The 23,499-nt window shown below is 69.9% G+C and carries 21 protein-coding genes and 1 pseudogene; 11 read left to right on the top strand and 11 right to left on the bottom strand.

Going from position 1 to position 23,499, the window contains the following annotated elements:
- The first annotated feature begins 28 nt into the window (after positions 1–28).
- Entirely contained in the window at positions 29–493 is a 465-nt protein-coding gene (locus Q4V64_RS01070) for an SRPBCC family protein (protein WP_124436441.1), read from the top strand.
- Between the two features lie 145 nt (positions 494–638).
- On the opposite strand, the gene Q4V64_RS01065 is transcribed toward Q4V64_RS01070, so the two are convergent.
- The 3 genes from Q4V64_RS01065 to Q4V64_RS01055 form a co-directional block, all read right to left on the bottom strand.
- Positions 639–1,616 carry a CoA ester lyase gene (locus Q4V64_RS01065; protein ID WP_124436440.1) on the bottom strand — a complete coding sequence of 326 codons (978 nt, stop codon included), beginning with the start codon at positions 1,614–1,616 and terminating at the stop codon, positions 639–641.
- Complete coding sequence (locus tag Q4V64_RS01060) at positions 1,606–2,823, bottom strand: CoA transferase (protein WP_124436439.1); 1,218 nt, start codon at positions 2,821–2,823, stop codon at positions 1,606–1,608. Before Q4V64_RS01060 ends, Q4V64_RS01065 begins: the two co-directional genes overlap by 11 nt.
- 179 nt (positions 2,824–3,002) lie before the next feature.
- A complete protein-coding gene (locus Q4V64_RS01055) occupies positions 3,003–3,929 on the bottom strand; it encodes a LysR family transcriptional regulator (RefSeq protein WP_124436438.1) in 927 nt (308 codons plus the stop codon).
- Positions 3,930–4,110: 181 nt separating this feature from the next.
- Between Q4V64_RS01055 and Q4V64_RS01050 the strand changes: the two genes are divergently transcribed.
- From Q4V64_RS01050 to Q4V64_RS01040, 3 genes are all read left to right on the top strand, one after another.
- Positions 4,111–5,556, top strand: a complete 1,446-nt coding sequence (locus Q4V64_RS01050; protein ID WP_124436437.1) for a citrate:proton symporter — start codon at positions 4,111–4,113, stop codon at positions 5,554–5,556.
- 311 nt (positions 5,557–5,867) lie between these two features.
- Positions 5,868–7,139 carry a prolyl oligopeptidase family serine peptidase gene (locus Q4V64_RS01045; RefSeq protein ID WP_253266596.1) on the top strand — a complete coding sequence of 424 codons (1,272 nt, stop codon included), beginning with the start codon at positions 5,868–5,870 and terminating at the stop codon, positions 7,137–7,139.
- 156 nt (positions 7,140–7,295) lie between these two features.
- Positions 7,296–8,567 carry a discoidin domain-containing protein gene (locus Q4V64_RS01040; RefSeq protein ID WP_124436435.1) on the top strand — a complete coding sequence of 424 codons (1,272 nt, stop codon included), beginning with the start codon at positions 7,296–7,298 and terminating at the stop codon, positions 8,565–8,567.
- 251 nt (positions 8,568–8,818) lie between these two features.
- Here Q4V64_RS01040 and Q4V64_RS01035 read toward each other — a convergent pair whose 3' ends face one another.
- The gene (locus tag Q4V64_RS01035) at positions 8,819–9,766 is read right to left on the bottom strand and encodes an expansin EXLX1 family cellulose-binding protein (RefSeq protein WP_124436434.1); all 948 of its coding nucleotides are present in this window, start codon (positions 9,764–9,766) and stop codon (positions 8,819–8,821) included.
- A gap of 671 nt (positions 9,767–10,437) precedes the next feature.
- Here Q4V64_RS01035 and Q4V64_RS01030 point away from each other — a divergent pair.
- Complete coding sequence (locus Q4V64_RS01030) at positions 10,438–10,683, top strand: hypothetical protein (RefSeq protein ID WP_124436433.1); 246 nt, start codon at positions 10,438–10,440, stop codon at positions 10,681–10,683.
- On the opposite strand, the gene Q4V64_RS01025 is transcribed toward Q4V64_RS01030, so the two are convergent.
- The gene (locus Q4V64_RS01025; RefSeq protein WP_216377500.1) at positions 10,658–11,083 is read right to left on the bottom strand and encodes a substrate-binding domain-containing protein; all 426 of its coding nucleotides are present in this window, start codon (positions 11,081–11,083) and stop codon (positions 10,658–10,660) included. The genes Q4V64_RS01030 and Q4V64_RS01025 overlap by 26 nt on opposite strands.
- Complete coding sequence (locus Q4V64_RS01020) at positions 11,029–11,616, bottom strand: ABATE domain-containing protein (protein WP_124436431.1); 588 nt, start codon at positions 11,614–11,616, stop codon at positions 11,029–11,031. The genes Q4V64_RS01025 and Q4V64_RS01020 overlap by 55 nt, the downstream gene beginning before the upstream one ends.
- 111 nt (positions 11,617–11,727) lie before the next feature.
- Here Q4V64_RS01020 and Q4V64_RS01015 point away from each other — a divergent pair, with 111 nt between their 5' ends.
- Positions 11,728–12,960, top strand: a complete 1,233-nt coding sequence (locus Q4V64_RS01015; protein ID WP_124436430.1) for a cysteine desulfurase — start codon at positions 11,728–11,730, stop codon at positions 12,958–12,960.
- 243 nt (positions 12,961–13,203) lie between these two features.
- Here the strand turns inward: Q4V64_RS01015 and Q4V64_RS01010 are convergent, their stop codons facing one another.
- Positions 13,204–13,872: a response regulator transcription factor gene (locus tag Q4V64_RS01010; RefSeq protein ID WP_124436429.1), complete on the bottom strand. Its 669-nt coding sequence runs from the start codon at positions 13,870–13,872 to the stop codon at positions 13,204–13,206.
- A complete protein-coding gene (locus Q4V64_RS01005) occupies positions 13,869–15,044 on the bottom strand; it encodes a histidine kinase (protein ID WP_253266595.1) in 1,176 nt (391 codons plus the stop codon). Before Q4V64_RS01005 ends, Q4V64_RS01010 begins: the two co-directional genes overlap by 4 nt.
- Positions 15,045–15,201: 157 nt before the next feature.
- Between Q4V64_RS01005 and Q4V64_RS01000 the strand changes: the two genes are divergently transcribed.
- Together Q4V64_RS01000 and Q4V64_RS00995 are read left to right on the top strand one after the other, a co-directional pair.
- Positions 15,202–16,995 carry a PDR/VanB family oxidoreductase gene (locus Q4V64_RS01000; protein WP_124436428.1) on the top strand — a complete coding sequence of 598 codons (1,794 nt, stop codon included), beginning with the start codon at positions 15,202–15,204 and terminating at the stop codon, positions 16,993–16,995.
- A 66-nt stretch (positions 16,996–17,061) separates the two neighbouring features.
- Positions 17,062–17,316, top strand: coding sequence for a hypothetical protein (locus Q4V64_RS00995; RefSeq protein WP_253266594.1), 255 nt, complete (start codon positions 17,062–17,064; stop codon positions 17,314–17,316).
- 108 nt (positions 17,317–17,424) lie between these two features.
- Here Q4V64_RS00995 and Q4V64_RS00990 read toward each other — a convergent pair whose 3' ends face one another.
- Entirely contained in the window at positions 17,425–17,700 is a 276-nt protein-coding gene (locus Q4V64_RS00990; RefSeq protein ID WP_124436427.1) for a hypothetical protein, read from the bottom strand.
- A gap of 48 nt (positions 17,701–17,748) precedes the next feature.
- Positions 17,749–19,911 (bottom strand): SpoIIE family protein phosphatase, encoded by a 2,163-nt coding sequence (locus Q4V64_RS00985; RefSeq protein ID WP_124436426.1) that lies wholly within the window; start codon positions 19,909–19,911, stop codon positions 17,749–17,751.
- Between the two features lie 331 nt (positions 19,912–20,242).
- Here Q4V64_RS00985 and Q4V64_RS00980 point away from each other — a divergent pair, with 331 nt between their 5' ends.
- Positions 20,243–20,434, top strand: coding sequence for a hypothetical protein (locus Q4V64_RS00980; protein WP_172628911.1), 192 nt, complete (start codon positions 20,243–20,245; stop codon positions 20,432–20,434).
- A gap of 259 nt (positions 20,435–20,693) precedes the next feature.
- Here the strand turns inward: Q4V64_RS00980 and Q4V64_RS00975 are convergent, their stop codons facing one another.
- On the bottom strand, positions 20,694–21,803 hold the full coding sequence (locus Q4V64_RS00975) for an NAD(P)/FAD-dependent oxidoreductase (protein ID WP_124436424.1): 1,110 nt from the start codon (positions 21,801–21,803) through the stop codon (positions 20,694–20,696).
- Positions 21,804–21,875: 72 nt separating this feature from the next.
- On the opposite strand from Q4V64_RS00975, the gene Q4V64_RS00970 reads away from it, so the two are divergent.
- On the top strand, positions 21,876–22,556 hold the full coding sequence (locus tag Q4V64_RS00970; RefSeq protein WP_124436423.1) for a TetR/AcrR family transcriptional regulator C-terminal domain-containing protein: 681 nt from the start codon (positions 21,876–21,878) through the stop codon (positions 22,554–22,556).
- Between the two features lie 107 nt (positions 22,557–22,663).
- Positions 22,664–22,969, top strand: a pseudogene (locus tag Q4V64_RS00965) (pyridoxal-phosphate dependent enzyme); the annotation flags it as partial.
- Positions 22,970–23,499: the final 530 nt, after the last annotated feature.

Raw genomic sequence — 23,499 nt, 5'->3', positions numbered from 1 at the left:
CATCCGGCGCGCAGGATCGGAGGACGCAATGGCGATCGACGAGACGGCGGAGCGCGTGATCCGGCTGCCACCCGACCGCGTGGCCGCGTACGCCATGGACTGGCGCAACGACCCCAAGTGGACGCAGGGCATCCGCACCGCGGAGCTGACCAGCGAGGCGGACGGGGGTGGTTTCGGCGTCGGGGCTGAGGTCACCCGCACCGCGTACTTCCTCGGCAGGCGCATCGACTATGTGCTGCGCATCGCCGCACACGAGCCGCCCCAACTGCTGGACATGGTGTCCGTGGCGGGCCCGATGCCCATGCACGTCACGTACACCTTCGCCCCGCACCCACAGGGCACGCTCGCCCGCATCCGCGTCCGGGGCGACGCCGGCCGCTACTACCGCCTGGCCGCCCCCGTGATGGCGCGCAAGGTCCGCTCGTCCATCGCCAAGGACCTGCGTGACTTGGAGCGCAGGCTGCTGGAGCCGCCCGGGTCCGCGACCGCCTGACCACGAGCGTCCGTTCATCACGACGGCGGTGTCGGCGCACGGGGGACGGGTGGCGTCGGCCGTGGGTGACGCGGTGCGCCTCTACGCCGTCTACGACCCTGTCGCCGGCCGGGTGCGACCTGGGACGGGCGCGGGCCCGCGGCCTCTACGCGGAACTCGTACGCGCCACCCGAACCTGCGCCCCGTGTCGTTCGACCACGAGGCGGGCCGTGCGGGCCATGGCCTCGTCGACCATCTCGCCTTGGAATGTCACGGCGCCCGTCCCGTCCCTCTGTGCCGCCTCGACCGCGGCGACCAGCTCTGCGCAGCGGGCGAGTTCGGCGGAGCTGGGAGAGAACACCTCGTTGATCACGGGGACATGGGAGGGGTGGATCGCCATCATGCCCTCGTAGCCGAGGGAGCGGTTCTGTTCGGCGAAGCCGCGTAGGCCCGGCAGGTCGGTGATGCGTGTCCACAATCCGCTGACCGGGCATGGCACTCCGGCTGCCCTGGCGTCCAGCAGGACGCGGGAACGCAGTGCCACGGTTTCGGTTCCCTCTGCGCTCCATCGGTAGCCGACGGCGCGTTCCACGTCGCCGCCGGGGGCGGTGAGAGCGCCCAAGTAGGCGATGCGCGAGGCGGCTTGGGCGATGTCGTAGGCCTCGCGCAGGCCGCGCGCCGTCTCCAGCAGGGGCACCAGGGCGATGTGTCCCGGCGGCAGGCCCTGTTCCTGTTCGCACCAGCCCAGCAGCCGGTCGGCAAGCCTCACGTCCTGAGCGCAGCCGACCTTGGGAAGGACGACACCGGCGAGCCCGGGCCGTACGACCGCCCGCAGTTCCTCGGCCCCCGCCCAGTCGTCCAGCGGGTTGACACGGACGAACAGGGCCATTCGTCCCGCCTGTTCGGCCGACGTGTCGGCGGCCTGTGCGACGGCGTCGGCCACCTGGGCACGGGCGGCGAGCTTGTCCGGGGCGGGCACCGCGTCCTCCAGGTCGAGGATGGCCGCGTCGGCGCCCGCCGTCCGGGCCTTGGCCAGCCAGTCGGTTCTGGTGCCGGGGACGAAGAGCAGGGAGCGCAGCGGGGGCCGGTCGACCACTCCCGCGTCCACCTCGGCAGGGCTCTTGGAAGACGCCTCAGATGACATCGCTCTTCTCCAGGTCGGCCAGCTCGTCCGCGCTGAGTCCGAGCCACTGCCCGTAGACGAGGTGGTTGTCCTGCCCGAGGGCGGGCCCCGTCCGCCAGACCTGGCCGGGCCGCTGCCGGAAGTGCGGGATCACCGCCTGCATACGCACCGGGCCGAGGTCGGGGTCATCGACGGTGATGATGTCCTCGCGTTCGGCGTACACGGGGTCGGCGGCGATGTCCGCGGCGTCGAACACCCGTGAGGCCACGACCTCGGCGCGGGCGAACTCCTCGAGGCACTCGTCGGTGCCGCGCTCCGCCACCCAGTTCCGCAGGCCCTCGTCCAACTGTTCGCGTCGGTCGTACTGTTGCTGAGCCGTGGTGAAGTCCTTCTCGGGGAGCCCCAGCAGGCGGGCGATGTTGCGGACCGATCGCAGCGTCGCGGAAGTCACCGTGATCCACTCGTCGTCGCGGGAACGGTAGGTGTTGATCACGGCCCCGGGGGCGACCGCCAACTGGTTGCCGGAGCGTTCGGGCACCCGTCCCAACTGGTCGTGGACGATCACCTGCCACTCGACGAGTCGGAACAGGGACTCGAAGAGAGCGAGGTCGATCCACTCGCCGTCGAACCCGGGGTCATGGTCGCGGCGGTGGAGCGCGGCCAGGACGGCGTAGGCGCCCATCAGGCCGGTCACGGCATCGCCGTGCGAGAAGCCGGTGTGGACCGGAGGACCGTCGGGGAAACCCGTCAGGTGCACGACTCCGCTGCGTGCCTCGCCCATCTTGCCGAAGCCGGGGGCGTCCGCCTGCGACGAGGTGGCGCCGAAGCCGGAGATCTGCAGCAGTACGGCCCGGGGGTTGATCCGGTGCACGGAGTCCCAGTCGAGTCCCCAGTTGCGCAGGCGTCCCGCGCGCAGGGTGACGATGACGACGTCCGCCCAGGCGACGAGCCGGTGGGCGACGAGTCGGCCGGCCTCGTGGTGCAGATCGAGGGTGACCGAGCGTTTGTTGCGGCCGGCGACCTTGAACCACAGGGGAACACCGTCACGTTGGGGCCCCATGGCGCGGGCCGCGTCTCCGGCGCCGGGGGGTTCTACGTGTACGACGTCGGCCCCTTGGTCGGCGAGCATCGAGCCGGCCAGCGGACCGGCCACCACATGGGCGAACTCGACCACTTTCAGCCCGTGCAACTGCCCGCTTCCGGTGGTGTTCCGCTCGTCGTCCGACACCGATGCGCTCCCTTGCCCTGCCGTTCCACGTGGGTCTCCGACAGCGTCGTCCGCGTTGGTGCGGCACGGCCGTCGCCGTTGTCTTCAGACTGCCGGAGCGGAGAAATGCCTGTCGAGCAACAGACAGCCATCAATCAATGCGAAAAACGCATGAATTGGGGAGGGTGTCGTACGCGGCCTCAGGCCCACGAAACCCCGGGCGGAAGTGGACGCCCCTGAAGGCGGAACTCTTCGAGCGTCTGAAGGAACCGCTCCGTCACGGCCGGGAGCGTTCGCCGAGCGCGCACCGCGATGTCCAGGCGTCGGTCCACCACGGGGTCCACCAGAGGACGGCAGACGACGGGTCCGGCACCCATGAGCGGGAGCACGAGAGCGGGCATCGCCGACACCCCGAGGCCGGCCGTCACCAGTCCCCCCACGGTCGCGATACTGCCCGCCTCGGCCGCCGGTACCGCGTGCGTGTCGATCTGGGCGAACGCCGCGTCGGTGAGCCGCCGCACGCTCGAGTCGCGCCCGACAGCCAGGAACGGCTGTCGGGCCAGGTCGTCCCAGGCGATCTCGTGGCGGTCGGCGAGCGGGTGGCCTTCCGGCAGCACCGCGACGAAGCGGTCCCTGACCAGAGGGCGGTGCTCCAACTGCTCCGGCGGGTTACCGACAGTGGTGATCGCGAAGTCGGCGTCGCCGGACAGGACCCGGTCCAGTACCGACCGCTCCAGGCCGTCGAGGAGGCGTACCGCCACCTGCGGTCGCCGCTCACGGAAGTCGGAGATCACCTGCGGCAGGAGCACCGCCGCGACGGAGGGAAGGGTGGCCACGGCGACCGTTCCCGACTCGCCGAGCAGGTATCGCCTGAGCTCCTTCATGCCCGCTCGGTGAGCGGTGACGATCTGCTCGGCGACACGCAGGGCCTCGACGCCCGCCGCGGTCAACTGCACGTTACGGGTGTCCCGTTCGAGGAGTTGCACGCCGAGCTGTCGCTCCAGATCCGCGACCGCGCGGCTGAGCGAGGACTGGGAAACGTGCATCTCCGCGGCGGCCGCGGTGAAGCTCGCGGCCCGGGCGACGGCCGCGTATGCCGCCAGTTGACGCAGGGTGGTGGCCTCCATGGCCGACGAGCATAGGACTCAACCGCTTGAATTGATGCGCTTATCGCATGGACAGATCTCGGTTTGATGCTGGACACCGATCCGCCGGTGCTCCGAAACTCTCGCGTAACACCTCGGCCCGCCCCCGCCCAGTTCCCGCCCACCGCCGCCGAGGGCCGTCCCCGAGAAAGCGAGCGCCGCCATGCTGGCAGCCCTGGGCTTCGCCACGATCGCCGTCCTACTGCTGCTCACCATGACCAAACGCGCCTCGGTACTGGTCGCTCTGATCCTGCTTCCGGTGCTGGCGGCGCTCATCGGCGGATTCGCGGGCGATCTGGGCGAGCTGACTCTCGGTGGGCTGTCCAAGGTGGCCCCCACCGGCATCATGATCGCCTTCGCGGTCCTGTACTTCAGCCTGATGGTGGACGCCGGGCTCTTCGACCCGCTGATCCGCGGTCTGTTGCGGGTGGCGCGTGGCGACCCGTTGCGGATCACCGTCGCCACAGCCGTCCTCACGCTGTGCGTGGCCCTGGACGGCGACGGTGCCTCCACCTTCCTCATCACCGTCTCCGCACTGCTGCCGGTCTACCAGAGGCTCGGTATGAACCCCCTTGTGCTGTCCGGCGTCGTCTGCCTGGGCGCGGGCGTGATGAACATGGTCCCCTGGGGTGGCCCGACGGTGCGAGCCATGGCGGCACTGAAGCTGGACAGTTCCGAGGTCTTCAACCCCGTGCTGCCCGCGATGGGCTTCGGTGTCGTCTGGGTGCTGGTGGCCTCCTACCTGCTCGGCCGCCGGGAGCGCAACCGTCTCGGTGCGCTGTCCCCGGGGGGTCCGGACACGGACGTGCGCGAGGGCGAGGGCGAGGACGAGCGGGACGACCGTGAACCTGCCCCTTCGACGACGCTCACGGCGACCACGGACCCCGAGTCGAGTCGGCACGCCACTCCGGCGACGGCCGACGGGGAGCGTCAGGCCCTCCGGGCTCCCGGGGACGGGCCCGGCACCGTCCGGGTCCCGCCGCTGCCGCGGACCTGGCTGAACATCTTCAATCTCCTGCTCACCATCGCCCTCCTGGTCTGCCTGATCCAGGAAGTGATGCCGCTTCCGGTGCTGTTCGTCCTCGGGTTCGCGATCGCTCTGCTGGTCAACCACCCCACCTGGGAACAGCAACAGGCGCTGCTCGACAAGCACGCCAAGAGCGTGGTCCTCGTCACCACGATGATCTTCGCGGCCGGCGTCCTCACCGGGATCCTCACCGGCACCAAGATGATCGACGAGATGGCCGAGACGCTGGTCTCCGTCGTCCCCGACTCCTTCGGATCGCACCTGCCCGTGGCGGTGGCCGTCACCGGCATGCCGCTGAGTCTGGTGTTCACCCCGGACGCCTACTACTTCGGCGTGTTGCCCGTACTCGCCGAGACCGCGCAGGGCTTCGGCACGGACCCGGCCGAAGTCGCCCGGGCCGCCATTCTCGGCCAGATGACCACGGGGTTCCCGCTCAGTCCGCTCACCGCGTCCACGTTCATCCTGGTCGGCATGAGCGGTGTGTCGCTCGGCGAACACCAGCGCTTCATCTTCCGCTGGGCCTTCGCCACCACCCTGGTCATGACCGCAGGCGCCCTGCTGACCGGTGCGTTCCCCCTGTGACCCGTGACCCGTGACCCGTGTCCCGGGCCCGAGCGGAGTCCCCGCCGGCCGCGGCCCCCCGGCAGCCACCGCACATGCCGCTCAGGCCTCCAACTCGCCGCCCGTTTCCGGAAGTCCGGAGCAGGGCGAACGGATCCACACGCACCAGGCACCCGGTCCGGGTGCCCCACCGACCGAGACGAGGACCCATGAGAGGGATCACCAGACGTACGGCGCTCGCAGTCACGGCAGGTGCGGTCGCGGCGCCGGCCCTGAGCACGGCAACCGCCTCCGCCGCCGACACCACGACAGCCACATCACAAGGACGACAAGTGACCTCCGGACGCAATCCGGTCCTGCGAACGGACCTCGTCACGCGGGTGACGCCGAGGAACAACTGGCTGGTGACAGCCGTCGCCCTCCAGTACGCGTATCGCATTGACCTACGCGGCGAGGTGATCCCTCCCTCGGCCTTCGAGGTGAAGGCCACTGTGGGCGGGCAGACAGCGGCTCGCACTGTGACCCGGGTCTACCCCAGCACCACCGCCGAAGTGGACGACCGATCTCGCCCAGGACGGCCGGGGGACCGCCTGATCATCGAACTCGACCCGAGCGACTCCAGCGCGCGGGCCGCGGGCACCGACCCTCTTCCGCTCGACCGCGCATACTCCGTCAGACAAGTGGCGGACGTGCACACCCGGGAAGGCGAACCAGTGCTCAAGGCTGGTCCGTTCGCGAGCCGGAACGACGACGTCATCACTCCCGTGGTCGACGACTTCGCCGCCGGTTCCTTCACCGACTCCGCAGGTTTCGAACTCGACTTCAGGCTGTACCAGCCCGAGGGATTCGTACGGAACCCGCAGACGCGCAAGCGGTACCCACTCGTCGTCACCCTGCACGGCGGTGGCGAAGTCGCCGACAACAACATGACCCAGCTCACTTCCAACCGGATCGCGGTCACGTTCGCCAAACCGGAACGGCAGCGCCGCGACCCCGCGTTCGTCCTCTCTCCACAGATCCCCCTGCCCCGCCCCATGGACGGACCCGACGGCACGGACTGGACCGACGCCAAGGTCCAGGCCGCGCTGATCGAACTCATCGACACCTTCGTGAGCGAGCACTCCCGAAGCGTGGACACAGCCCGGCTCTATCTCGTCGGCCTGTCATCAGGGGGGCGCGGAATCTACAGCCTGCTGCCGAAGCGCCCCGACATGTTCGCGGCTGCCCTGCCCACTGCCGGCTGGGGCGACCCGGCCACCATGGACAGGATCACGCACATCCCGATGTGGGCCGACCACTCCGTCGACGACCCGGTCGTCCCCTACCGGGAGGGCCGGTTCGGCAAGCCCGGCACCTGGACACTGATGAACGCGCTGGAGACCGCCGGCGCACGGGTCACCCGTGGGGAATGGCCCAACGATCTGCCGAAGGCACAATTCGAGGCCCGGTCCCGGGCCCTCCTACGACAGGCCCGCAACGCGCGCAGCCACGTACTGTTCACGAGCTACACGCCCGGAACGACACCGGTGAACCCACACCTCGCATGGGCCCAGACGTATGAGAACGACGTGGTCATCGACTGGCTCTTCGAACAGTCCCGGTAGCCGCCGCCCGCGGCGCCCCCTCCTTGCAGCCCTCACTGTGCGGGCGCACCCCGCTGTCCGGTTACCGCGCTCTCACCGCTATCCGGAGGTAAAACAATGCGTCCATCCAGTCGTTCCACTCACACCGCCGCACCGTTACGGACCCGACCCCGTGCCATGACGGCACTGATCACCCTGGCGACCACCATCGGCTTGGCGCTGACTCTGCTGACAGCCGCCGCCCCGCCGGCGGCCGCCGTCGACTTACTGTCCCAAGGCAAACCCGCGACCTCCTCGTCCACCGAGAACGCGTCAACCCCCGCGTCGGCGGCGGTGGACGGCAACACCGGGACGCGCTGGTCGAGCACGTTCAACGATCCGCAGTGGCTGGGAGTCGATCTGGGCGCCACAGCCACCATCAGCCGAGTGGTGCTGCGCTGGGAGGCCGCGTACGCCCGCGCGTTCCAGATCCAGACCTCCGACAACGGCACCACCTGGAACACCATCTACTCGACCACGACCGGCACCGGCGGCGTGCAGACCCTCGACGTGAACGGCGACGGCCGGTACGTCCGCCTCCACGGCACCCAGCGCGGCACCGCCTACGGCTACTCGCTCTGGGAGTTCCAGGTGTACGGTTCCGGTGGCGGCACCCCTCCGGGCAACGAAATCCCGGACCCCACGGCCGCTTCCCTCGAGGCCACCAACGGGCCGCTGACCACCGCCACCTACACCGTTCCCAGCCCAACCGGGTACGGCTCCGGCACGGTCACGTACCCCACGAACAGAGGCTCTTACCCGGGCGTCGTACTGATGCCCGGCTATCAGGGCACACAGCAGAACCTGCAGTGGCTCGCACCCCGCCTCGCCTCCTGGGGCTTCGTCGTCATCAACGTCGGCACCAACACACTCACCGACGATCCCGCCTCGCGCGGCCGCCAGATCACCGCCGCCGGCACCCAGCTCCACGCACTCGGCGACGCCACCGGCAACCCGATATCCGGGAAGGTCAACGGCACGCTCGGCGCGGTCGGTCACTCGATGGGCGGCGGGGGAGTGATGGCAGCCCTCCGGGACGACGCGCTCTTCCGGGCGGGCGTGCCCACAGCCCCGTACTACCCGAACCAGAACTTCTCCGCAGTCACCGAGCCCACGTTCTTCCTGACCTGTCAAAGCGACCCTGTCGCCCACGGCGACGACTTCGCGGTGCCCTGGTACAACTCCATGTCCCACGCCGAGAAGCTCTACATCGAGGTTCCGGGCGACCATCTGTGCCCGATGACGGGCTCCGGCAACAAGGCCAAGCAGGGCAAGTGGATCGTGTCGTTCCTCAGTCTCTGGCTGCGTGCCGACACCCGCTTCAGCCCGTTCCTGTGCGGTCCCGTACGTGACGCCGACAAGAACAACACATCCCTGGTCACGCGCTGGATGGACACCTGCCCGTTCTGACCGACTCGCTCGGAGCGCTCCGTGGCCCGCCGACGCAGCGCTCACACCGGCATGTCGCACTCGGCCGTGTCGGCCGACGGACCAGTCGTCGCGGCGGCCGTCGCCCGTGCGAAGTAGGTGCCCCCGTGGCAGTCGGGCCTGGCGGTGGATGTGCGGAGGCCGGCCGGCCTCGGCCCCTGACGGACAGTCAACTGAATCGGCAGTCGCCGCCCCGACTTCCGGTGAAAGAGACGCACGCGTGCGCGGTGGGGTCAGTGCCGGGCGAACTGAACGCCGGTCGGTTGCACGACGTTCGGCCGCAGCGCGATCCCGGTGATGGTCAGTTGTTCTCCGTAGATGTCCGTGACTCTGATCGAGCTGCCGCACCCGCTGCCGTTGGCGGAGATGAAGTAGTTGTATTCGGTGCGGGGCAACTGCCGCCAGCCGCCGCTGGTCCGGACCTCCAGGCGCGCGACCGGGTTGCGGTGGCCGATCGCCTGGATGCCGCACCAATAAGGGCTGGACCCGGTCTTGTATCTGATGGAGATCGTGTCGGATGTGCTGGGACTCAGCAGCTGCCAGGTGATCGGTATCCGGCCCACCTTGAGGTCGGCGAGCTTGGCGAAGGCCTGTTGGCTGAGGTCGAGTTGCCCGGGTGCGCAGGGCAGCGGGCATTCGTTGGTGATACGTACCGTGATCGACTTGCCGTTGGCCGCGCGGACGAGCACGTACGCGCCGCACGCCCTGGACGTCTCGTAGTCGGTGGTGTTCATCGCCGCGATCATGAGGTCGTCACTCGGGCCGAACAGGCAGGCGCCGTCTCCGTCGTCGGCCTCGTAGGCGGTGGCGACCCCCGTGTAGGTGGTGTTGGGCCGAATCCGCCCTGCCAACGATGGCGTGGTGGACGCCGTTCGCGGGGGCCGCGGGGTGGCTGTGGCCGAAGGGCGTGCTGCACCGGTCGTCGCGGCGGCTGTCGGCGTCGGTGTGCCGGTCGCGGGCGGGGTCGCCGATGCGCTCGGGGTGCCCGTCGTGGGGGTGGTTCTCACCTGGGTGGTGGCGACGGGCGCGGTCGCGGCATGCCCTGCCTCCGCCTCGCGGTCGGGGAGCAACCCCATGACCAGGTAGGCGAGAACGCCCGCGGCGGTCACGGCCAAGGTGGTGCCCAGCACAAGCCTGCGTCTTTGCCTGCGCTGACGCGCGGCCTGCCTCGCTGTCTTCATACCTGTCCGTTCGGGAGATCGAGCCGATGGCGCACTGCTCAGTGACCGCAGAGAGCGAAAAGGTTGCCTTCGATTTATCGCTGGGGCGGACCGGAGTTCCGCGGTAGGCCGATCCGTGCGGCTTGTCAGGATCATTCCGGTGAACCGTCTGGTGGCGCGGGTCCCACTTTCGGATGGTCGGAGTCCGCCCTGTCGGCGGGGGTTGTCCCGCCGGTCGGCGGAGTGAATGCCGCGAGGCGCCGCGATGGGATGGAGGTGCCGGTCAAGACTACGAGGAGTAGATGCATTGAGCAGAGTGAGGCCCAGGGCCGTGACGGCGTCGGGCGATCGCCCTGGCGGCGTCTCCGGCACCGGGACGGCGGCCAGAACTGACGACACCTTGGGGATACGGGCGGCACGATCTTCCTGCCGAACATCGGTGACAAGCAGCGGCGCTGCAAGACGAAGACCGCTGACGGCCGTTGGCTGTCCAACCCCCGGCTCCAGGCCTGCGACGACGCCCAGGGCAATGTCGTACGGACGCCCGAGTACCTGGCGCCGCTGCGCACGATCCGGATCGGCAACGCCTCGGATGCCGTCACGGGTGGCCTTCAGTTGGCCGGCTCCGCACCCGAGTCACCGCCGCCGAACTGCGCGCCGGGCTTCGGCTCGGCCTGGACGGGAGGGACGTCATGCGGGAGGACGGGGACGGCCGGATCACTGTCCGGTGCACCGTCACCGACGGCAACCGCACCTCCACGAACGAGGTGATGCCGCTCGCGGCCCTGTCCGACCGGCAGTTGCTCAAGGACAACGCCTTCGCGGCCCGGAAGATCGAGGACAACCTGGCGCTGCTGAAGCGCGAGACGCATAGATCCCTGCCGCGGCCTGGCCGCCTGCGTACCGCGCGGGCTACACCCCGGGGTGCGGGACGGTAGTGGAGCGCACGATGAGCCGTGGAGTGAGTTGCGCGGGGTGGGTTGGGCGGCCGGTGTTATCGATCCGGGCGGTCAGTAGGGTCACCGCGGTCGCTCCCATGTCCTGGCGGGGGGTGTCGATGGTGGTCAGGTCGATATAGCCGAACTGGGCGAGAACCGTGTTGTCGAAGCCGATCAGCGACAGGTCTTCCGGCGCACTCATCCCTCGATGCTTGAGGGCCGCGAGGACACCGAGGGCGGACAGGTCGTTGGCCGCGAAAACAGCGGTGGGAGGGTGGGAACTCGACAGCAGGATCTCCGCTGCTCGCCTACCGCCGTGCTCGGTGTAGTCGCCGCGAGGCTTCTCTAGTTGCCCTTGCGTGCCGCGTACGCCCGCGCCGCACGCACCCGGTTCCCGCACTTGGTGGTGCACCAGCGGCGGGCCGCGTGGGAGCGCAGGAACCAGCGGGCGCACCCCTGGGCCGTGCACTCCGTCAGCTGGTCGGCCTCGGAGCCGGTGAGCAGGTCCGTGGCGTCCTCGGCGAGGAGGGAGAGCGCGGCGCCGGCCGGGTTGCCGGTGTCGGGTTCGTCGGCGCGGTGCGGGCCGTCGGCCGTCCATGCGAGCCGGGGCGTCGCAGGGGCCGCGGCCAGCGCGGAGTTGAGGGTGGCGAGGGTTCCGGCGGCGGGCACGGCGCGGCTCGCCCACGCCTCGAACAGCGAGCGCAGCGCCTCGCGCAGCGCCAGCAGCCGACCGAACTGCCGGCCCGTCAGCGCCGCCCGGTCCGGCAGCAGCGCGTGCCGTACGAGCCACAGGTGCGCGGCCTCGGCGTCGTCGAGCAGGTCGACCGGACCGTGACTGAGCGTAAAACGCGTGTTGACCAGGGCCAACGACACGTAGCGCTCCTCGCCGGGGACCTGGAGCTGGTGCAGGTAGTGGGGGGCCTCGTGATCCACGAGGTCATGCTAAGCGAGCCGTGGTTCTCACGCCAATACTTGCGGTTCTCCGTGAGGATGCTTAGCGTTTCTCACGGAGAACCGACTGCAATGACGTGAGAGGTGATCGCCGTGCCCTTCGACGTGCACGCGCTGCGCAAGGACTTCCCGATCCTGGACCGGACGGTCGGGAGCGGCGCCCGGCTCGTCTACCTGGACTCCGGCGCGACCACCCAGAAACCCCTCCAGGTGCTCGACGCCGAGCGGGACTTCTACCTCACGCACAACGCGGCCGTGCACCGGGGCGCGCACCACCTGGCCGGGGAGGCGACTGAGGCGTACGAGGACGCGCGCCGCACCGTGGCCCGGTTCATCGGGGCCGCCGAGGACGAGATCGTGTTCACCAAGAGCGCGACGGAGGGCGTCAACCTCGTCGCGTACGGGCTGGGCAACGGGCGCCGGCTCGGCCCCGGCGACCGGATCGTGGTGACGGAGATGGAGCACCACGCGAACCTGGTCCCCTGGCAGCAGCTCGCCGCACGCACGGGCGCCACGCTCGACTGGTTCGGGCTCACCGACGACGGCCGCCTGGACCTGACCCGCGCGGACGAGCTCCTGGACGAGCGCACCAGGGTCGTGGCCGTCACCCACCAGTCCAACGTCCTCGGCACGCTCAACCCGGTACGCGACCTCGCCGACCGCGCGCACGCCGTGGGCGCCCTGGTCGTGGTGGACGGCGCCCAGTCCGTGCCCCACCGGCCGGTCGACGTGGGCGAGCTGGGCGCGGACTTCCTGGTCTTCTCCGCGCACAAGATGCTGGGACCGAACGGCATCGGCGTGCTCTGGGGCAGGGAAGAACGCCTCGCGGGCCTCCCGCCGTTCCTCACGGGCGGCTCGATGATCGAGATCGTGGAGATGGACCGGGCGACGTTCCTGCCGCCGCCGCAGCGCTTCGAAGCGGGCGTGCCCATGGCACCGCAGGCGGTGGGCCTGGCGGCGGCCGTGGACTACCTCCAAACACTCGGCATGGACAGCGTGGCCGCCCACGAGAACGAGTTGACCGCCCGCGCGCTCGCCCTCCTCCAGGAGATCCCGGGCGTACGGATCGTCGGCCCGAGCGACGTCACGGATCGCGGCTCGGCGGTCTCCTTCACCGTCGACGGCATCCACCCGCACGACGTGGGCCAGATTCTGGACGACCGGGGCGTCGCCGTGCGCGTAGGCCACCACTGCGCCCGCCCGATCGTGCGCCGCTATGGGATCCCGGCGACCAGCCGGGCCACCTTCTACGTCTACAACACCCTCGAGGAAGTGGACCTGTTGGCGGACGGGATACGGGCGGCCCAGGCGTACTTCGGCGCCTGAGCCGACCGGAGCTCACGGCGCTCGTTACCTTCACATCGTCGTGCGCGGCCTTGGTCGCCCACGTCGACAGGCCGACAAGGGGATTCTGGGTGCATCGAACACGACTACCGCGAACTCGAACACGGCCTGGGACTTGACCACTTCGTGGGCCGCTCGAAGCGCACCGGTCCGAGGGACAGCGCCCGTCGACTCGAAGGCGCACTCGACAGTCGGGCCGGAGAGGACATGGCGGTGGGGTCAGGATCAGTCGAGCAAGCCGGCTTGGTGAGCGAGGATTGCCGCCTGCACCCGGTTGGCGAGGTCCAGCTTGGCGAGGATCCGGCTGACGTGGGTCTTCGCCGTCGCCTCGCTCATGTAGAGCGCGGCCGCGATCTCGGTGTTCGACAGACCGCCGCCGACAGCGACGAGTACCTCTCGTTCCTTGTCCGTGAGCACTGCGAGCCGCTGCTCGGCATCGCTGTGCCGGTCCGGTGCCGGCTCGGCGAACTTGCGGAGCAGTCTGCGCGTGATGCGCGGGGAGATCATCGCGTCGCCGCGCGCCGCGCTGCGCACCGCGGCGAGCATGTCGTCGGCCGACGCGTCCTTCAGCAGAAACCCGACGGCGCCGTTGCGGAGCGCGGTATGCACGTACTCGTCGAGGTCGAACGTGGTGAGCACGACGACGTACGGCGGCGGGTCGAGCCGTGCCATCCGCTCGGTCGCGGTCAGCCCGTCGCCTCGCGGCATCCGGATGTCCATGAGTACGACGTCGGGCTGAAGCGTGCGTGCGAGGTCGACGGCCTCGACGCCGTCGGACGCCTCGCCCGTCACCGTGATGTCGGGTGCCGCCTCCAGAATGGTGCGCAGCATCGAACGCACCATCCACTCGTCGTCGACGATCAGTGCCCTGATAGGACCGACCGGAGAGGTCATCGCTCCTCCGTCCGGGAGATCGGCACGTCGGCGATCACCTCGAAGCCGCCGTCGGGGGTGGGGCCGGCGGTGAACTCGCCGCCGACCAGCCGCACGCGCTCCGCGAGCCCGAGCAGTCCGTGCCCGCCGGCCGGCAGCGCGGCATCGGTGACCGGCCGCCCTGGGCCGTTGCTGACGAGCAGTCGCAGCAGGTGCGGGGTCTGCTGGACGCGTACTCGGGTCCGTGCTCCCGGCGCGTGTTTGTACACGTTGGTCAGCGCCTCCTGGACGAACCGGTAGGCCGTGTGGTCCACAAGCAGCGGGGGCCGCTCCTCTGCCTGGTTCGTCACGTCGAGGGTGACGGGGATGCCGATCCGCCGGGACTCCTCGATCAGGACGTCCAGATCGGCCAGCCCCGGCTGCGGAGTGAGCGGGGCGTCGTCGTGGTTGCGCAGGACTCCCACCAAGGAGCGGAGTTCGGCGAGTGCCTCGCGCCCGGTCGCTCCGATCTGTTTCCCGATGGTGACCGCGTCCTCGCCCTTGGACACCTCCAGTGCCGTGGCCTGCAGCACCATCAAGGAGACCCGGTGGGTGACCACGTCGTGCATGTCCCGGGCGATCTGGGCCCGTTCGTCGCTTCGGGCCTGCGTGACGCGCTGCTGATGCTCGCGTTCGATGCGCTTTGCCCGCTCCCGGATGCGTTCCACCAGTTCGCGCCGGGTGCCGACGTACATGCCCAGAAGCGCCGGTGCGACACACACCGCGATGCTGATCGGGATCGCGCCGTCGGCTCCGGCGAACCGCCAGATAGGGATGCCCACCAGGACTGCGGTTGCCAGCGTGCCGGCGGCGACCTTGGGCCATGCGGTGGTGCGCTCGGCCAATGTGTACAGCGCGACCACTACGGCCATATGAGCCGACACAAGAGCATTCGCCAGCAGGGACCCCGCCAGCAGGATCACCGGAAGCCTGCGCCGCCACCAGGTCAGCAGCCCGACTCCCACGGCGAGCGGGACGCCGAGCCACAGCGGCGGTAAGCGGTCGTCGAGTCCGGCGAGGGTCGGCCCGAAGAAGTCGTTGGTACCGAACCCGCCGGTCGCCGTGAACACCGCTACGACGAGCGCGACTGCCGTGTTGGCCACGGGGCGGCTGCCGTACCAGGGGCCGGCCGGGTGCAGGTCATGCGCTTTCATCGTGCTCCCAGGCTAGGCGCCCTTGCTGGTGTGCGCGTCAGCAGAAAGCTGTACGCAGAAAGTTGTACACAGTACCGGCGAGCCATGGCTGGTGTGATGATCGGCTATCCCGAATCGGCCGACGCCCCGGCATGGCACCACCGGCAACGCTGGTCGCATGGTCATCCAAGAACGGCTCGGCCGATGGCTCAGCCCCAGAAACCTGCAGTTCGCCTTCGGAGTCTTCGCACTCGCCGCGGGTGCCTTGATCGCACTGCGACAGGACGCTGCCCACCCCCTGTTCCAGACCGCTGGGACAGTGGGGTACGCAGCTGCCGCGGTGCTCTCCTTCGCCGGCTGGTTCACGCTTCACCGCGCAGCGAGCGCCGCGCGCGCCCGGCGGATCCTGATCGTCTTCCACCTGCTCTTCATCCCCGCGCAGTTCCTGTTCCTGCTCGCCCACCAGGCGCCGTGGCTCGGCATGCTGCTGTCGACAATGATCACGGTCGGGCTGAAGCCGCGTTTCCCGCGGCTCGGGCGAACGTCGCGCAAGGTGTGGCTGACGCTGCACATCGGCATCGGCGTCGGCTGGCTGGGTATCTCCCTCGCCATGCTCGCCCTGTCCATCGTGGGGGTGTCCACGGACAGTCACGAGATACGGCACTCCGCATATGTGCTCATGGACACGTTCGACGTCGCCCTGGCGATCCCGAGCGTCTTCCTGGCGATCATCACCGGCGTGGTGGTGTCGCTCGGCACGCCCTGGGGGCTGATCAAGCACCGCTGGGTGCTGACCAAGCTGTCCATCGCGCTCAGCCTGCCAGTCCTGGCGACGTTCGAGGGCTCGTGGATCGAGACGCTGGCCGAGCGCACCGAGGACGCTGCCGCCGAGCCGGGAGGGACCGGGATCCTGCTGGTCGGCGCCATGGCGCTGTTCCTCGCCTTGCTCTGGACCGCGACGATCCTCTCCGTCTTCAAGCCCGGCGGCAGGACCCGATGGGGGCGCAGGGAGAACAAGCGAGGGCGGTCCCCGGAGAGGGCCGTGACGGTGGGTGCCATCCAGCCGGTCGCCGACGGCACCGTCGTACTGGACCTCGCGGCGGCCGACGGGACCCAGTTGCCGGCCTGGAAGCCCGGCGCGCACATCGACCTCATACTGCCGTCCGGTCTGGTGAGGCAGTACTCCCTGTGCGGTGACCCGGCCATCACGGACCACTATCGCATCGCGGTCCTGCACGAGGCGGACGGGCGCGGTGGATCAGCTGAAGTCCATCGGCTCACACCGGGCAGCACTCTCAAGATCCGCGGGCCTCGCAACCACTTCCCGCTGGTCGACGCACCGTTTTATCTCTTTGTCGCCGGCGGCATCGGGATCACCCCGTTCGTACCGATGATCGAGCAGCTGGCAGCCGAGGGCGCGCAGTGGCACCTGGTCCACCGCGGCCGGTCCCTGGCCGCGATGGCCTTCGCCGAGCGGCTCGCCCGGTTGCACCCGCAGCGGGTGACGATCTCGCCGGCCGACCAGCAGCGGCGGCCCGACCTGGAGGCGATCCTGCGCGCGGCGCCCGCAGGAACCGCGGTCTACTGCTGCGGCCCCGAGTCGATGCTCAACGCGGTCGAGGCACTGATGCCCACCTCCTGCCCGCAGGGGACGCTCCACGTCGAGCGGTTCACGGCGAGCTCTCGCGCTGGTGGGGCCCCCGACGCACCGTTCGAGGCCGAACTGCGCAGGTCGGGCAGGCTGGTGCAGGTGCCGGCCGGCCGAAGCCTGCTGTCGGCGCTGCAGGACATCGATCCGAGCCTGGAATTCTCCTGCGAGAACGGGCTGTGCGGCAGCTGCGGGACCCGCGTGCTCGCCGGCGTTCCGGACCACCGGGACGACGTGCTGCAGCCCCAGGAACGCGGCCGTCACGACGTCATCTACCCGTGCGTCTCGCGCGCTCACGGTTCCCGAATCGTCCTCGACATCTGACAACTGACAGAGCGCCACGAAGAAGGAAGAGACAATCACGACGACCAGGTGGAGGCGTGCCGGCGGGTGTTCGCCAGCGACACCCGATGGACCGTGGTGCGCGGCAGCAGCCTGGAGGAGGGCGAAAGCCAGGGCTTGCCCGTTTGGAGCAGGCACGTGGGCGACCCGGTATTGGCCGGCAACCTGACGCGCCGGGTGGATTTCGCGCTGTTCATGGTGGAAGCGCTCACCAACGACACGCTCGTCCAGGAGGCCCCGGCGATCGTCGGCTGCCGAACCCCCAGCGCCCTCGCCCACACCGGCGCACCCCACGACCTCTGATTCAGAGAGGTCGATCTGGGCGAGGGCCGCCGTCGCCTGCTGGAACCACCACGCGCTGGCACCGCCGTTCCTGCACCGCCCTTCCTGCACCGCCCTTCCTGCGCCGCACTACACGTGTCGGACGACCTGATGGATCGTGTGGGAGACGGGTGCCGGATGCGGGGAGCTGTTCCAGCCGATCTCCGCGGCGCGCTCCTCGATCGCCTCTCGCGCGGCGTGAGCTGCGGCTTCGTCCTCGAAGAAGGCGATGGACAGTCCGTTGCCAGTGACAGGATCGACGAGGTGATACGCGCCATGGACACCGGACACGGTGGCGGTGGCATCCAGCACCCAGTCCCGGTCGTCGGTCGGCATCGGTTCCCACACGGCCACTCTCGCGATCATCGTCGGCTCCTTCTGGTTGGCACGCCGCCTGACCCACCCGCAGCTGCGTCACCTCGCGACCGCCGCCCAGACCACTTTGCCGGTGTCGGTCCACCGCACGCCCCACCGGGTGGTGAGTCCATGCACGACGTGCAAGCCACGGCCACTGTCGTCGAGGAGTTCGTTGCGGCGTAGCCGCGGCCTCCCGTTGCCGGTGTCGCCCACCTCGCACAGCAGCCCGTGACTGGTCCTGATCAGCCGTACCGTGATGGGTCCGCCGGCGAAGCGGACCGCATTGGCGACCAGTTCGCTGACCACTTGCACCACGCCGGCCCGGGTGTCATCTCTGGTGCGCCATTGCCCCAGCAGCGCGGAGACCAGCGTGCGGGCCCGGCCGGCCGCGTCGTCGCGGGAGGGCAGACGCCAGGTCGCGGTGTCCCCCTTGCGGTAGCCGATCATGCGCGCGAGCAGCAGGGTCACGTCGTCGTGCCGGTGCACAGGCGCGAGCGCGGAGACCACGCGCCGCGCGGCCTGCTGCAGGGCATCCCAGGGGTGTACCGCGGACACGGCGTCCGCCAGCCTGCTGATGCCCTCGTCGATCGCTACGGCGGGATCCTCCACCAGGCCGTCGGTGTAGAGGGCGAGCAGCGAGCCCGGGGGTGCGGCGAACGCGTGCACGTCGAACGGCTCCCGCAGCGCGAACTCGGCGCCCAGGCCGGGGTGGGGGCGGACTGCGAGCGGGCCGGCGGGCCCGCCCGGGGGCACCAGGACCGGGGGGAGGTGGCCGGCGCTGGACAGCGCCACGTGGTGGCTGACCGGGTCGTAAACGGCGATGCAGCAGGTCGACCCGAGCGCGCTGTATCCGGCCGCCAGCCCGGACTCCGCGTCGTCCAGCAGCGTCACGGTCTCGTCCAGGTGCTCCAGCACCTCGTCGGCCGCCAGCCCCGCGGACAGCAGCGCGCGGGCCTCCATGCTCAACTGTCCCATGGTCGCCGCGGCCCCCAGGCCGTGCCCGACGACGTCACCGACCACCAGCGCAGTACGGCCGTCCGGCAGCGGGAAGCTGTTCACCCAGTCACCGCCGACGCCCGCGCTGTCGGGGGTGGCGGGCTGGCAGACGCTGGCAGTCTCGATGGTGTCGCTGCCGGTCCGTGGCAGCAGCCGGCGTTGCAACGCCAGCACCTGCATGTGCTCGCGCTGGTGCTGACGGGCCAGGTCGACGTGATGAGAGGTCCTGGCCACCAGTTCCTGCAGGTCGAACAGCTCGCCGTCGTCGAACGGGCGGCCCGCCCGTCGCCAGACCTCAGCCACGCCCAGAACGACGGGCGGCGCGCCGTCCAGGATCAGCGGTATGCACGCCACACCCGCCGCCCGGTCACCAGGCACCAGGGCACGTACCAGCCGCGGACTGCCGAGTACCCGCTCGATCGCCTCCCGGTCGGGTATGACGATGGCCTGCGCGGCATCGGCACGCCGTATCGCTTGCGACAGCAAGCGACTCGCATCGCTGGGAAGATCGTCGCCCGGAGTCACGTAGCCGTCGGGCCACGCCACGTCCGGCACCAGGGCCGCCCGCCGCAGCCGGATGCGCTCCTGCGGGTGCTCGGTGAGCCCCTCGCCCGTCCACATGGCGAAGTCGAGGTCGATGGCGGCCACGTCTCCCCAGGCCAGCAGAGACTCCGCCAGCGACTGCGCGGTCTCGCCAATGTCCAGCGAGGTGCCGATCGCGGTCTCGGCGGCGTACAGGTGCAGCCTCCTGGCCATGGCGATCAGGGAGACGGTCAGGCCCTCCTGAGGCGCCGCGGCGGCCAGGATGCTCATGGAGACCACCAGCTCCGACCCGTCGCTGCGCCGCAGGCGCTGCACCCGGGCGACGTGCGGTTCACCGGTCTCGAGAACCTGCCGCAACCGTCGTGTGACCGTCGGTACGTCGCCGGGAGGCAGAAGATCGACGAAAGGGCTCCCGGTCACGGCGTCCAGCCCCGCGAATACGGGGGCGTCCAGATTGCAGCGGGTGATTCTCAGATCCCGGTCCAGGTTGACCGCGCCGAGGATCTGCTCCTGACGGCCGGGTGTCGGGTTGGCGTGTACGCGTTGGCGGGCGGTGTCGTCGCCCTCCGAGTCGGCAGAACCGGCGGCCGCTGCCGCTCCGCCGCGCGGGATGTACTGCCCCAAGGCGCCGCTGACCATGTCGAACGGCGACGAAGAGGAGGGGGAGGATGTGACGTTCATGCGGCTCTCGCAGCTCGCTCGCCAACCCCGGCACAGCGCCGGGGCCGTACCAGAACCCGTGCGACAGGGTTCCGAGATTCCTGACTCACAACTCATTCAATAACACCCGGGGCCGCTTCGCCTACGCCAGCGGATCAGGCAATGAACGCGGACAGTGGTGGAATGCGACGATCGGTCACGGCAACCGGGTCGCGCACGGCACGTCTTGATACGGATGGTGGGCTCGACGAAGCGCGCGAGACCACGCGCCCCACCGCGTCGGGTCGGCAGCATCGGCCGGCTCGCACACCGCTGCGACCGGCAGTCAGCTTCACATGCCACGCGTCACACCGTGTTCGCCGCGCTGAACACCGCCACCGGCGAGGTGATCGGCCAGATCCACCGCCGGCATCGCGCCGTGGAGTTCAAGAAGTTCCTGATCCGGGCGCGGGGCGTGTTCGGCGGGCTGCTCCAAGTGCTGCTGGCGGCGTCGCTGCCCGTTGCGGAGGGCCGCGAGGGCCGGCTGCGGCCGCGGAGGCGGTAACTGGGGTTCGGCCTTGAGGAAGGCAACGTCTGCGGCGGGGACTCTGCATCAACGCGCGCTACGCCATCGATCGCTGACGCGGCCACAGCGCCGCAGCTCGGGTGCCACGACAGGCGCCGCCCGGGTCGCCGAGGACGTCGGGTCCGCGGACCTCAGCGGCGTCGTCGGCACCCCTGCCTTCTTCATCAGCGACCGCAGACACTACGGCGGCTGCCGCGGCCGGCTGGGCGGCCGATCGCCTGGTCGTATTCGATTGCATTCAGCCGGGTTGGAAGAATGCGAGCATCTTCTTGCCGGCGTCCGGCGATGTCAGCAACTCGTGCATGTCCGCGGACATGCGGGCGGCAGCGCTGGTGCGTTCGAACATCTCGCGTTCGTATTCTTTGACGGCGGCGGGCGAGTCGTCCGGGTGCGCGGCCAGCGCGAGACCGAGCAGGGCGCCGTCGAGCAGCGCCATGTTGGCGCCCTCTCCCACCGGTGGCATCAGGTGTGCGGCATCGCCGAGCAGTGTGACGCCTGGCGTCGACGGCCAGGTCAGGCCGACCGGGAGAGTGGTGATCGACCGCGGCACGACCGTGTCGTCGCAGGCCGCGATCAGCGCGGTGAACCGTGAGTCCCAGCCGTGGAGCAGGTCGATCAGCCGCGCCCGGGCGGCGGCCGGGTCGTCGAACGGGATCCCGCTGGTAGCGAACCAGTCCTCGGCGGTGTTGTAGAAGCTGAGGCCGATGCGAACGCGGCCGTCGCCGTTGCGCTGCGCCGCCAGGGACAGTCCGTTGCCGAGCACCCAGTAGGTGCCGCGCCCGACCATCGCCGCGAGGTCGGGGTGCGTGCGGTCGATGTCGGGAATGCCGACCTCGATGACGTTCTGGCCGATATGCGCCGGACGGGCGTCGGTGAGCAGCGCGCGGACCCGGGAGTTCGCGCCGTCCGCGCCGACCAGCAGGTCATACGTCGCACTGCTGCCGTCGGCGAAGTGCAGCAGGCCGTTGTCGGCGGATGTGAACGTGTGCCCCCAGCGCACCGCGTCTTCGGGGAGGGAATCCAGCAGCAGGTTGCGCAGATCGGCGCGGTCGACCTCGGGTCGCTCGAGCGGGGCGTCGTCGGGCGTGTCCTCCTGGAGCAGCAGGGTGCCATCCGGCTCGAGGAGACGCATGTCCTGGCCTTCGCCACGGGCAATCGCGTAGAACTGGTCGATCAGACCGGCCTCGCGCAGTGCCCGCTGGCCGGAGTGGATGTCGAGCATGCCGCCCTGACCGCGCGCACCGCGTGACGATTCACGTTCATGCACGACGGAATCTATGCCGTTCACGTGCAGCACACGGGCGAGAGTCAGGCCGCCGAGGCCGGCTCCGACGATGGCAATGGCCATGGTTGCTTCCCCCTTCGATACGCCGTACTGACCGATACACTGTATCGCCCGAGGCGGTGTATTGTTGGCGGCATGTTGGTGTGGGAGAGGTCGGAGCCACCGAAACGACCTGTGCCGGCCCCGTTGAGCCGGGAACGGATCGTGCGAGCGGCGATCCAGCTGGCCGACGCGGACGGCCTGGAGGCGGTGTCGCTGCGCAAGGTCGCCACCGCGCTGGACGTCCGTCCGATGCGGCTGTACGGCTACATCGCCAGCAAGGACGAGTTGCTCGACCTGATGGTCGACGCCGCCCACGCCGAGATCCGCCCGGTCGGAGACGGCTGGCGGGAGGTGCTCCGGTCTCTTGCCGAAGCCACTCGGCACGCCGCTCACGAGCACGAATGGCTCGCCGATCTACTGGGTGGGCGACCGCAGCTCGGGCCGCACGCGCTGGCCAGTGGGGAGACCGTGGTGGCCGCACTGGGCGACGTCGACGTGGACGCCATCATGCCGGTGGTCGCCGCAGTCAACGCGTACGTGATCGGGGCGGTGCGTCGGGAGATCGCCGAGCGGCGTGCCGAGCGGGCCACCGGGATGGACGAGAAGCGCTGGCAGGCCTCACTCGGGCCCTATCTGGAGCGGACCTTCGCCACCGGCCGATTCCCCGCGCTGGCCACGGTGGTGCGCGATGCCGCCCACCTGGACGCCGACCACACCTTCCGGATCGGCCTCGACTTCCTGCTCGACGGCATCGAAGCCCGCATCTCAAGGTGACGCGCGGCCGAAGGGCCGGGCCGGTACCGCCCATAGCACCAGGTCGGCGCTGACGCGTTGAGACGACGCAACCTCACCAAAGCGCGCGGAAACTGACGGAGGGCAACTCCGCCAACACCATCGCTGACGGCGTCACCGGCCGGCGTCCCATCCCGGCCGTCCTGGACGACCTCCTCCTGCTCGCTGACGATGCCGTCCTGGTCCAGGAGGCGTCGATCATCGCCGGTATGCCGATGCTCCTCGACCACGCCGGCCTCGGCGTCGAACCGTCGGCCGCGCTCGGTGTCGCGGCCATCCTCGAAGACCGTGACCGCTTCGCCGACCGACACGTATGCACCATCGTGCGCGGCAGCAACGTCGACGTAGACGCCTATCACCGCTGGGTCGGTGCGGCTCCCATCCACAGGTCTTGACAATTGCTCGCCGAGGTGACCGAAGTTCCGGTAGCGCGCGGCCAGTTCGAGCCGCGCCAGCGCGAGCCGGGTACGCCGGCAAGACGCCGGGATCGCGGGCAGCGCCTCGTACCGGTGGATGGCGCGGCTGGTGCGGGCCGAGAGCCCGTGGATGCGGTCCGGGGCGGGCAGGTCCAACCGTCGCGGACGCTGTCGGGCGCGCTGCTCGTCGCGCAGCGTGCCGGGCCGTCTACGCGGCATCGGCCTTCGGGTCGGCGGTCGTCCTCATCACGCCGGTCGTGCGGTGCACGCGTGCCGTGCAGGTCGTACATGTCATAGACGTCATCATGCCCCGTCCGCGCGGCGCGCCGGGCGTCGCACGGACGGACCCGGCGCCGTCCGGTCGGATTCCGTTCACGTAGATTCAAGCTGGCCTTCGCCGTTTGTTATGACGATGCGATAAAAACGTCATCGCTCACGACCCGGCTGAGGGTAAGTTCAATCGTCCGGCTCCGGGGTGATCACCGGCGTCGCCTCTCCGGCGGCGTCCC

This window comes from Streptomyces sp. NL15-2K (assembly GCF_030551255.1).
In the GTDB taxonomy this organism is placed as follows: domain Bacteria; phylum Actinomycetota; class Actinomycetes; order Streptomycetales; family Streptomycetaceae; genus Streptomyces.
Note: the sequence above shows the minus strand (reverse complement) of the source record. Positions and strands in the feature narration are given on the sequence as shown.